The sequence below is a fragment of the Thalassolituus maritimus genome (genome assembly GCF_900156675.1).
Taxonomy (GTDB): Bacteria; Pseudomonadota; Gammaproteobacteria; order Pseudomonadales; family Oceanobacteraceae; genus Thalassolituus; species Thalassolituus maritimus.
Genome location: NZ_FTOH01000013.1, coordinates 45,031 through 56,233, shown reverse-complemented (window position 1 = coordinate 56,233; position 11,203 = coordinate 45,031). Strand labels below are relative to the sequence as shown.

General features: G+C 51.8%; 7 protein-coding genes and 1 rRNA gene. 5 read left to right on the top strand and 3 right to left on the bottom strand.

The annotated features are described in order from the left end of the window. Window positions 1–169: 169 nt before the first annotated feature. A 5S ribosomal RNA gene (gene rrf, locus BW941_RS16455) occupies window positions 170–285 on the top strand. Between the two features lie 154 nt (window positions 286–439). After that, window positions 440–1,711, top strand: a complete 1,272-nt coding sequence (locus tag BW941_RS16450; protein WP_068438910.1) for a diguanylate cyclase — start codon at window positions 440–442, stop codon at window positions 1,709–1,711. A 3-nt stretch (window positions 1,712–1,714) separates the two neighbouring features. Here the strand turns inward: BW941_RS16450 and pgm are convergent, their stop codons facing one another. Further along, window positions 1,715–3,358 (bottom strand): phosphoglucomutase (alpha-D-glucose-1,6-bisphosphate-dependent), encoded by a 1,644-nt coding sequence (gene pgm / locus BW941_RS16445; protein ID WP_076517911.1) that lies wholly within the window; start codon window positions 3,356–3,358, stop codon window positions 1,715–1,717. Between the two features lie 176 nt (window positions 3,359–3,534). On the opposite strand from pgm, the gene BW941_RS16440 reads away from it, so the two are divergent. Next, a complete protein-coding gene (locus tag BW941_RS16440) occupies window positions 3,535–3,879 on the top strand; it encodes a histidine triad nucleotide-binding protein (RefSeq protein ID WP_076517910.1) in 345 nt (114 codons plus the stop codon). A gap of 183 nt (window positions 3,880–4,062) precedes the next feature. After that, window positions 4,063–5,484, top strand: coding sequence for a molybdate ABC transporter ATP-binding protein ModF (modF, locus tag BW941_RS16435; RefSeq protein ID WP_076517908.1), 1,422 nt, complete (start codon window positions 4,063–4,065; stop codon window positions 5,482–5,484). 194 nt (window positions 5,485–5,678) lie between these two features. Here modF and serA read toward each other — a convergent pair whose 3' ends face one another. Further along, entirely contained in the window at window positions 5,679–6,908 is a 1,230-nt protein-coding gene (serA, locus tag BW941_RS16430; protein WP_076517906.1) for a phosphoglycerate dehydrogenase, read from the bottom strand. Window positions 6,909–7,108: 200 nt separating this feature from the next. Between serA and BW941_RS16425 the strand changes: the two genes are divergently transcribed. Further along, the gene (locus BW941_RS16425; RefSeq protein ID WP_076517921.1) at window positions 7,109–8,512 is read left to right on the top strand and encodes an FAD-binding oxidoreductase; all 1,404 of its coding nucleotides are present in this window, start codon (window positions 7,109–7,111) and stop codon (window positions 8,510–8,512) included. 81 nt (window positions 8,513–8,593) lie between these two features. Here the strand turns inward: BW941_RS16425 and BW941_RS16420 are convergent, their stop codons facing one another. Then, complete coding sequence (locus BW941_RS16420; RefSeq protein ID WP_245820123.1) at window positions 8,594–11,065, bottom strand: penicillin-binding protein 1A; 2,472 nt, start codon at window positions 11,063–11,065, stop codon at window positions 8,594–8,596. Window positions 11,066–11,203: the final 138 nt, after the last annotated feature.

The following is an 11,203-nucleotide window of genomic DNA, read 5'->3' as shown; positions in this document are numbered from 1 at the left end:
CTTGACCATATAACACCCAAACTGGTGTATAAACAGTTAAAGACACGAACAGGCAGCCGCCGGTTCGCGAGAGAATCTCGACTCATGTATCCAACTTATTGTGCGAAGTATGAAAATGCTTCAAGGTCCAGCGACAAAACGCGTAAGAGACTGATGCACAAACAGTTTGCTTGACGACAATAGAGCTGTGGAACCACCTGAATCCATTCCGAACTCAGAAGTGAAACGCAGCATCGCCGATGGTAGTGTGGGGCTTCCCCATGTGAGAGTAGGTCATCGTCAAGCTCTTATTCAAAACCCCCGATTGCTTACGCAGTCGGGGGTTTTTTCATTTGCTCACATCCCTGTCCAACCCTGAACAATTCTCCTGTCATATCTGTATTCCCCAGCGCACTACTCTGGATTATGCCTACACTCAATAGAGCTTCAGGAGGTGTATGTGTTTCTTATTATCGAAGACAGTCCGATCGTTCAGAAGATTTTGCAGCACACGTTGCGACAGCAGGGCATTGAGCCGGTGGTGTTTGCTTCTACCAAAGCCGAAGGAATTGAGCTGTATAACGAACACAAAGACAGCGTGGTCGCCGCACTGGTTGATCTGAACCTTCCTGATGCGCCTGATGGTGAAATGGTCAGTTACCTGCTTGATCAGCGTTTACCGGTTGTTGTTCTTACGGGTAGTGACGATCTGAATCAGCGTAAAGAGCTCCTCAAGAGCGGGGTCGTTGATTACGTTATTAAAGAGAACCGCTTCTCCTATCAGTATGCAGCGCGAATGCTTAACCGACTTGAGCGTAATCGCTCAATTACAGCGCTTGTGGTGGATGACTCTTCCACGATGCGACAGGCTGTAACGTCTTACCTCAGACTCCAGAATTTTCAGGTTGTTGAGGCTCATAATGGGGCTGAGGGACTTGAGAAGTTAGAGTCAGACATCTCTATCAAGCTCATCATTACTGATTATCATATGCCTGAGATGAATGGCTTTGCTTTTCTCCAGCAGGTGAGACATCGCTACGATAAGCGGCCACTGGCCATCATTGGCCTGTCGAGTCAGGAAGACGCGGATATCTCGGTGCAGTTTATTAAAAAGGGCGCGAACGACTTCCTCCAGAAGCCTTTTCAGCAGGAAGAATTCAGCTGTAGGGTGACGAACAATATCGAGGCGCTTGAGCAATTCGTTGCCGTTCAGGAGCAGGCCACTCTGGATTATCTGACAGGCCTCAGAAATCGTCGTTACTTTATCGAAGAAGGGGATGCGCTGGTTAAAAGGCTTCAGGCAGAGGGCAAGCCCTTTACTGTGGCACTAATGGATATCGACAGCTTTAAGGGGATTAATGATGAGTACGGTCACGATGCCGGGGATGCCGTCCTGAAGCAGTTGGCCGGATATCTTCAGCAGACTTTCTTCAGGTTCCATATGGCTCGATATGGTGGCGAAGAGTTTGCACTTATTCTGCCAGGTCTGGATACTGATAAAGCCTATGGACTGTTAGATCAGTTCAGATCTTATGTGGCTGATCAGTTATTTATTCTGCCCGATGATGATTACATCAGGGTGACGGTAAGCACGGGCGTAGCGCCTTTTTCACCTTCCAATAAGAGCATGTTGCATCAATTACTGCTGGATGCGGATGAAGCTCTGTACGCTGCGAAAGAGGGTGGCCGGAACCTGGTTGTGGTTCATGACCCGACCCTCTCTGCAGATTAGGTATCAGACTCCAGCTGAATCAAAAGTAGCACTGACTATCGCCTGAGCTTCTTCAATGATCTGAGCGAGATGCTCCTCACCTTTAAAGCTTTCTGCGTAGATCTTATAGATCTCTTCTGTGCCGGATGGGCGTGCAGCGAACCAGCCGTTCTCTGTGGTGACTTTCAGACCGCCAATCGCCGCACCGTTGCCTGAGGCATGGGTCAGTTTTTCTTTGATCTCTTCACCGGCAAGTTTTTCGGCGGTCACGTCACCGGCACTCAACTTTTTCAGTACGGATTTCTGTGGGCCAGTCGCTGCAGCATCAATACGCTTATAGACGGGTGCTGAGAATTTTTCGGTCAGGGCAATGTAGTGTTCACCCGGATCTTTGCCGGTCACGGCTTTAATTTCAGCGGCTAAGAGTGCGAGGATGATGCCGTCTTTGTCGGTCGACCATACCGTGCCGTCTTTCCGCAGGAAGGAAGCGCCTGCGCTCTCTTCACCGCCAAAACCGAACTTACCTGTGTACAGACCATCAACAAACCATTTAAAGCCCACAGGGACTTCTGAGAGCGTGCGGCCCAGATCAGCTGCTACGCGGTCGATCATGCTGGACGACACCAGTGTTTTACCAATGGCGAGATCCTGTGACCATTGTGGGCGATGGGTATACAGGTAGTTAATCGCTACGGCGAGATAGTGATTAGGATTCATCAAACCAACAGATGGCGTGACAATGCCGTGGCGGTCGTAATCCGGGTCGTTGCCCAGTGCGATGTCGAAATCGTCTTTTAAGTCGATGAGGCCCGCCATTGCGTATGGGCTGGAGCAGTCCATACGGATCTTGCCGTCTTTATCGAGAGTCATAAATGAGAAGGTCGGATCAACGCTTTCATTTACCACTGTGATATCCAGACCGTAGGTCTCGGCTATCACGTCCCAGTAGGCGATACCGGAACCACCGAGTGGGTCCACACCAATCTTAACGCCTGCTTTGGCGATGGCATCCATATCGATCACACTGGCGAGATCATCAACGTACGGTTTGATGTAGTCGTATTCTGTGACCAGGTCAGATGCCCATGCCTGAGCAAAGTCCATGCGAACAATATCTTTACTGCCGCCGTTAATGATGTCGTTGGCGCGGTCCTGAATCTGAGAAGTCACGTCCGTATCAGCAGGGCCACCATTCGGTGGATTATATTTAAAACCACCGTCCTGAGGAGGGTTGTGCGATGGAGTAATCACGACGCCATCGGCCAGCTCTGAGGTTTTATCCTGGTTGTAGGTCAGGATCGCATGAGAGATTACAGGCGTTGGCGTATAGCCGCGACCTTGCTGTATACGAACGCTGATGCCGTTGGCGACCAGAACTTCCACTGCGGTGATAAATGCACACTCGGACAGGGCGTGGGTATCCATACCGATGTAGAGCGGGCCGGTAATATCATTCTGTTGGCGGTATTCAACTAACGCCTGGCAGATCGCGGCGATATGGGTTTCGTTAAAAGAGCCGTTTGCGGCACTGCCACGATGACCAGATGTTCCGAAGCTTACCAATGTGTCGTCAGAGGGCTTGCGGACATAGTAGTCAGCGATTAGGCGGGGGATATTGGCAAGATCAGAAGCGAGGGCTTTCTGGCCGGCTCTTTCGTGTAGGCTCATATAGCGAGTTTCCTTACAAAACGTCTAGTAATGGTGGGTATTGTGCCTTTTGCGTGTGACAGCTTCCAGATAGTTTCGGAAGAATGGCGGATGCATCGGTACTGTTGAACCGGACAGTGGTGATCACTGGGGCATTCGGTTACTCTCAGGCTAACGTTCATTAACGAGACTCTGTTATGTCAGAAGATACTATTTTCGGGAAAATCGCCCGCGGCGAAGCGGATGCCAAGATCGTTTATGAGGACGATCAGTGTCTGGCGTTCCGCGATATGTTCCCAGCGGCACCAATGCATATTCTGGTTATCCCGCGTAAGCCGATCCCGCGTTTATGTGACGCCGAAGAAACGGATGCAGCGCTTCTGGGGCACATGATGCTGGTAGCGAATAAAGTTGCCGAGCAGGAAGGTCTTGGGGATAAATTCCGTTTGGTTATCAATAATGGTGCAGGTGCGGGGCAATCGGTGTTCCACTTGCATATGCATATTATTGGTGGACGTGATCTGTCCTGGCCTCCTGGTTAACGCTGGTTGCGTTGCTGCCACTGTGTTGGACGTTATTTCGAAATACTCATTTAGCGCACTAAACTCCGTTTTCTCAATAACGTCCGGCCTTGTGGCAGCGGCCTCACCGACGCGTTAACTGCACTGTTAGCTGACGCTTTTCAAGCGTCGTAGTGATATCTACCTTCCTAGCTAAAAGTCTGTATGACTACTGAATTTAAAGAACTCCGTGCGCGTCTGCATGACGGGCGAAATCTTGTTGTTGATGACTGGTCGGTGTCTGCGGCTGAGACCTGGGGCATTATCGGGACGAATGGCAGCGGTAAGACGGTGCTGTCGCGCTTGTTTGCCGGCGATGTGCGTCTGAGTCACGGTGAGGTGTCTGGTCTGCCTGAACGCGTCGCGTTTGTGTCGCTTGAGGCGCAGGCAGCGTTGATTGAGCAGGAGCGCCGGGAAGATGAGTCTGATCTGATGGATCAGAAGGATATCGGCACGCTGGTCAGCGAGTTGTTGGCGCCGGTTGGAGAGGTCGCTGACTGGATTCAATTGTTGGGGATGGAGCATATTCTGTCGCAGGGCTTCCGCTCGTTATCGACCGGCGAGAGTCGCAAAGTGATGTTGGTGAATGCGGTGCGGCAGAAGCCTGACTTGTTGATTCTGGATGAGCCGCTTGAAGGTCTGGATGCAAAGAGCCGTGAGGCGCTGGCAGAAGCACTGTTTAAACTTCACGAAAGTGGCCAACGACTGTTATGGGTCGCTAACCGTTTAGATGAGCTGCCAGACTGGCTGACGCATCTGGCGTTTGTTCACGATGCTCGCTTATTAGTTAAAGGCCAACGTGAGTCGGTACTTACCTCGCCTGAAGTCCATTCGTTACTGCATTTTGATAAGCCGTTGTCAGAATTCCCGGAAGCGCCGGTGAAATACGGGTTAAATTTAGATGACCCGCTGGTGCGTCTGGTGAATGGCTCGATAGCCTACGGCGAGCGCACACTATTTTCTGACCTTAACTGGCAGGTTGAGCCGGGGGCACATTGGGCCATTACCGGCCCGAACGGTTGCGGTAAGACCAGTCTGCTGCAGATGATCACAGGCGATAACCCACAGTGCTATCGCAACGAACTGTATCTTTTTGGTATGAAGCGTGGTAGCGGTGAAACCATCTGGGATATCAAAAAGCATATTGGTCTGGTGTCGTCGTCGCTGCAGTGGGAATACCGGGCAACCACGAACGTGCTGACGACGGTGATTTCTGGTTTATACGACAGCATTGGTTTGTATCAGGCGGCGGGGGATGACGACCGGCGTCTCGCGGAGCAGTGGCTGGAGATTATCGGCTTGCGCTATAAAGCCAATCAGAGCCTGCATCACCTGTCGTACGGAGAGCAGCGTCTGGTGCTTATCGCTCGTGCTCTGATCAAGCAACCGCCGCTGCTGATTCTGGATGAGCCTTGCCAGGGATTGGATGACCCAAGCCGAGAAATGGTACTGGCGTTTATCCGTCGCTTATCGGAGCAGAAGACCATTACGCTCCTGTATGTGACTCACCATGCTGCCGAGATTCCGGCGGGGGTAAGTCATCACTTACGGTTAGGGGTTGCTACTAATTGCGGGTTTGAGATTTAAGCCTGGTGCTGTTGTTTCCGTGAGGCGGGTATCTGTGCCATGGATGGCACAGCTAAGCATACAGGGATGTACTTGCTGCGTCCCGACGATGGAAACAGAAGTACGAGGCAATAAAAAAGCACCCGAGGGTGCTTTTTTATTTTCGCTAGCATTAACTGCATCGCGCTGTCTCGGCAACGCAGGTAGCTCCGATCTTAGTAGAGGACGCGGGCGCGAATGGTACCCTCAACTTCTTTGATCTTCTCCAGAGCCAGATCTGACGCATCAGCCGCAACATCGATCACAACGTAGCCAACTTCTTCAACGGTCTGCAGGTACTGACCGCAGATGTTGATGTTGTTGTCGGCGAGAATGCTGTTGATTGCATTCATAACGCCAGGTACGTTTTTGTGGATGTGCAGGATACGGTGAACGTTCGGGTTGGATGGCAGAGCCACCTCTGGGAAGTTCACAGAAGAAGTGGTGGTGCCGTTATCGCTGTACTGAGCCAGCTTCTCACCTACTTCTTTACCGATGTTTTCCTGAGCTTCCATGGTAGAACCACCGACGTGCGGGGTCAGGATCACGTTGTCGAATTCGCGCAGTGGTGAGACAAACTCTTCGCTGTTAGAGCGTGGTTCAACCGGGAATACGTCGATGGCCGCACCCAGGAGTTTGCCGCTGCGTACGGTATCTGCCAACGCATCGATATCAACCACAGTGCCGCGTGACGCGTTCAACAGGATAGAACCCTGTTTCATTTGCTCAAACTGCTCTGGGCCCATCATCCATTTAGTGGAAGGTGTTTCCGGAACGTGCAGAGATACAACGTCAGCAATGTTCAGCAATTCGTTCAGAGTCCCGACCTGCTTAGCATTACCGATTGGCAGTTTCGTTACGACGTCGTAGAAGAATACTTCCATACCCATGCTTTCGGCCATGACCGACAGCTGAGTACCGATCGAACCGTAACCCACGATACCCAGCTTCTTGCCACGGATCTCGTAAGAGTTAACCGCAGACTTGCTCCAGCCGCCGCGATGACATTCGGCATTTTTCGCAGGGACACCGCGCATCAGCATGATGATTTCTGCCAGTGACAGCTCTGCCACGGAGCGGGTGTTAGAATATGGAGCGTTAAATACCGCGATACCACGCTTGGTTGCTGCTTTCAGGTCAACCTGGTTGGTGCCAATACAGAAGCAACCGACGGCAATCAGCTTCTCAGCAGCGTCGAAGATCTCTTCGGTTAGCTGAGTGCGTGAACGAATGCCCACAAAATGAGCGTCTTTGATGGCGGCTTTCAGCTCGTCATCCGGCAGCGAAGTCTTCAAATACTCGATGTTGGTGTAGCCAGCAGCCTGCAGTGTATCGAGAGCAGACTGGTGTACGCCTTCCAACAAGAGGAACTTGATCTTGCTTTTATCCAGGGACGTTTGTGCCATGGTGGTACCTATAGTCAGTAAGTAATAGCTGTCAGGTCCCCTCCGCCTTGCAGCGAGCGGGGCTGGGCGGCTTAAAACCGCTCCGAAAAATAAGGCGCGTATGCTAGCATATACCTTTATTAAAGTGAGCCTCAGAGCATGAATTCAACACGAATATTGCTCAATTCGAGGTGAATATGATTCAAACATCGGGTAACTCCATGACCACGTTGACACAAGACGCTCTGGTTGAGCAGCTTTCAGCCATTGTTGGCGCAGACAAAGTGCGCACTGATGCCGATTCTCTTGAGACCTTTGGTAAGGACTGGACCAAGATCTATCCACCGAAGCCATCTGCAATTGTTTTCCCGAAGACAACGCAGCAAGTCGCTGACATTGTAAAATTTGCAAACGCTCAGAACGTTGCCCTGGTACCATCGGGTGGGCGTACAGGCCTGAGTGCTGGTGCTGTTGCTGCTAACGGCGAGGTTGTGGTTGCCTTTGATTACATGAATCAGATTTCTGATTTCAATGCGACTGACCGTACGGTTAAGTGTGGTGCGGGCGTCATTACAGAGCAGCTGCAGACCTTTGCTGAAGAGCATGATCTGTTCTATCCGGTTGATTTTGCTTCTGCGGGCTCCAGTCAGATTGGTGGAAACATCTCAACGAATGCCGGCGGTATTAAAGTGATCCGCTGGGGTATGACCCGGGACTGGGTTGCTGGTATGACGGTCGTGACGGGGGAGGGCGAGATCCTCGAACTGAATAAAGACCTGATGAAAAACAACACCGGTTACGATATGCGCCAGCTTTTCATCGGTGGTGAAGGTACGCTCGGCTTTGTGACTGAAGCGACCATGCGCCTGACTCGCACACCGAAAAACCTGACCGTGCTGGTGCTTGGTATCCCAGAACTGGACGACGTAATGAAAGTGCTGAGCCAGTTCCAGTCGACTATGGACCTGACCGCATTTGAGTTCTTCTCTGACAAAGCGATGCAGAAAGTACTGGCACGAGGCGATGTGCCTGCTCCGTTTGAAACCAGCACGGATTTCTACGCTCTGATCGAATTTGAAGCTGTGACGGATGCCGACATGGATCAGGCGATGGTGCAGTTCGAAAAATGTATGGAAGAAGGCTGGGTCGTCGATGGTGTGATCAGTCAGAGCGAAACTCAGGCGGCGAACCTGTGGCGTCTGCGTGAAGACATTTCTGAAACAATTTCTGAATGGACGCCGTACAAGAACGACATCTCGGTTGTGGTCTCTAAAGTACCGCCGTTCCTGCGCGACATCGATGAGATCGTAACCCGTGAATACCCAGACTTTGAGATCATCTGGTTTGGTCACATTGGTGACGGTAACCTGCACCTGAATATTCTGAAGCCTGATGACCTGGCGAAAGAAGAATTCTTCGAACGTTGCGGCAAGGTATCGACCTGGGTATTCGAGATCGTGGAAAAGTATCAGGGCTCTGTGTCTGCGGAACACGGCGTAGGTATGACTAAAAAACCGTATCTGGAATACACGCGCTCTGCGGCAGAAATCGCTTATATGCGTGCAGTTAAAAAGGTGTTCGACCCGAATAACATCATGAACCCAGGTAAGTTGATCGACGCCTGAGCGGACGACTGCATAGACACTCAGACAGTAAAAAGCCCGGCAATTGCCGGGCTTTTTTATTTCATAGTGACGGATGCAGGGTCAGAAAAGCTGCTCTGGGATGACGCTGCCTCCCCCTGAACCGCCTTCGTCTTCCTGGTAGGGGATGATGTCTTTCGTTCTGGCATATTCCGTTGGAGCGGACCCAGCCTTGAAGTATTCAAATATGGCATCTTTCTGGCCCGGTGAAGCCAATAGTCCGCTATCCGGATCAATTCGAACAGTGACAATTCCTTCAGGTTGTTCGAAATGTTCTTCCGGAGCGCCATCAAGAGCTTCTCTCATATAATCGACCCAAACCGGGAGCGCGGTGCCCCCACCGGATGCCCAGCGACCCAACGTGGTTGGCTGGTCGAAACCGATCCAGACAGTGGCTACAAGGTCGGGATTAAAGCCGGAAAACCAGGCGTCTTTCTGATCGTTCGTGGTCCCCGTTTTGCCGGCGAGATCGTTTCTGCCCAGCGCCAGCGCTTTTCTACCTGTGCCTCTGCGGACAACATCCCGCATCATACTCACCGTGAGGTAATGGTTCTCTGGCGACATTATGCGCTCTGCATATAGGGTGGGTGCCTCAACCTTGTCTGTTTGTTCGGCGTTAATCTCGGACGTCGGGTTGCTGTGGGCTGTGCCTTCGTTGACAGAGTTGCCGGTTGCATCCTCTTCTGGTGGTGCCATTGCGAGTGTTGGGTTGGCCTCGTAAAGCACTTCGCCCGTATCGGAGATTATGCTTTGCATTACGAAGGGGCTTACCTTGTAGCCACCATTTGCGAAGGCGCTATAGCCCGTCGCCATGTCGAGAGGAGTTACCGCTGATGCGCCTAACGCGAGAGAGAGGTCTTTATTCAGGCGTGCTGGGTTAAAACCAAAATCCTGAATGTAGCGAACCGCGGTGGCCGGTCCCATCTGTTTCAGAATGCGGATCGACACCAGATTCTGAGAGCGGTAAAGAGCCTGCCGCAGGCGGGTCGGCCCGTAAAACTTGCCGCTGTAATTCTCTGGGCGCCAGGTGCTTTCGAGGCTGGCATCTTTGAATACGACAGGTGCATCGTTAATCAGGCTGGCTGTGGTGAAGCCGTTGTCCAGCGCCGCGCTGTAGATAAAGGGTTTAAAAGCGGAGCCTGGCTGGCGCTCGGCCTGAGTCGCCCGGTTAAATTGGTTGTCTGAGTTTGAGAAACCACCGACAAGAGCTTCGATCGCCCCGTTGTGAGGGTTCATAGAAACCAGAGCGCCTTCTGCTTCCGGGACCTGAGCAAGCTTCAACTCAGAGGGCGTTGCTTCGAGCCAGATCAGGTCACCGTTTCTGATAACATCGAGGGCATTCTCGGGAGCATTTCCAACCGAATTGACGCTCAGGTATGGCGCTGCCCAAGTCATTCCTGCAAAAGGTAGCCAGCGTATTTTACCGATACTGTATACCCAGGCACCCTCTTCAGTAGCGTTCATGACGACGGCTGGTTCGATAATACCGAAGTCGCCCAGGTCACGAAGCTTCTCTTCCCATGCTTCAAGGGTCTGCGGCCAGTCTACATCCTTTGCTGGGTCGGCCTGTGCTATCCACTCTTCGAGCTCCGGCGCTTCCGGAACATTCAGGGGGATAACAGCGTAGGAAGTCTGAGTACCGCGGTAACCATGGTCCCGGTCGTACTTCAGAAGGCCTTTCTGTAAGGCAGCGTTGGCAGCACGCTGTCGCGCTGAATTAATGGTGGTGTAGACGCTGTACCCGGACGTGTAGGCTTTGTTGCCGTAACGTCTGATCATTTCCTGACGAATCATCTCGGCAACATAAGGAGCACTGATCTCGGAGGTTGCACCGTGATATCGAGCTGTCGCGGGCTGGCGGATACTCTGTTGGAACTCGGCTTCTGAGATTTTTCCGAGGTTATACATGCGAGCAAGAACGTAGTTACGACGAGAAACAGCCCGTTCTGGGCTGCGTATCGGATTTGCTGCCGAGGGGGCCTGTGGCAAGCCGGCAATCATCGCCAGCTCTGCCAGGTTCAGCTCGGTGATCGACTTACCATAGTAGACCTGAGAGGCGGCCTCGATACCGTATGCGCGTTTACCCAGATAGATTTTGTTTACATAGAGTTCAAGGATTTCCTCTTTGGTCAGCGCCTTCTCAATTTTCAGTGCAAGCAGAATCTCGGTGAACTTCCGGGTAAAGGTCTTTTCGCTACTCAAGTAGTAGTTTTTAGCGACCTGCATGGTGATCGTACTGCCCCCTGACTTCTTCCGGCCGGTGGTCACCAGGTCAAATACCGCTCTTGCGAGGCCTTTCAGGTCTATTCCTGAGTGCTCAAAAAAGCCGTCATCTTCAGAAGCGAGAAGTGCGTCAATGAATTGAGGGGGGATTTCCTGATATGTAATAGGGGTTCGGCGCTTCTCGCCATACTCCGTTATCAGAAGTCCGTCTGCCGTGTAAACGCGCAGAGGGGTTTGAAGATCTACATCTTTCAGTGTTTCTGCATCGGGGAGCGTCGGCGCTAAGTAAAGATAAACACCGGTTATGGCCATGGTCGTTCCGGCTCCGATAGACAAAAACAGCCAGATTGTGAACTTAAGGAGCGGAGTTGCCATATTCATATAAAAAGATCGTTAAATTCCTGAAAAAGCCAGCTATCATGCGGGATGCGGCATTATAAGGGTTTTTTG

Excerpts from the sequence above, each read along its gene's own strand:
- pgm (WP_076517911.1), bottom strand. The coding sequence starts at position 3,358 with ATGAGCCTACACGAAAGAGCCGGCCAGAAAGCCCTCGCTTCTGATCTT.
- BW941_RS16440 (WP_076517910.1), top strand. The coding sequence starts at position 3,535 with ATGTCAGAAGATACTATTTTCGGGAAAATCGCCCGCGGCGAAGCGGAT.
- modF (WP_076517908.1), top strand. The coding sequence starts at position 4,063 with ATGACTACTGAATTTAAAGAACTCCGTGCGCGTCTGCATGACGGGCGA.
- serA (WP_076517906.1), bottom strand. The coding sequence starts at position 6,908 with ATGGCACAAACGTCCCTGGATAAAAGCAAGATCAAGTTCCTCTTGTTG.
- BW941_RS16425 (WP_076517921.1), top strand. The coding sequence starts at position 7,109 with ATGACCACGTTGACACAAGACGCTCTGGTTGAGCAGCTTTCAGCCATT.
- BW941_RS16420 (WP_245820123.1), bottom strand. The coding sequence starts at position 11,065 with ATGGCCATAACCGGTGTTTATCTTTACTTAGCGCCGACGCTCCCCGAT.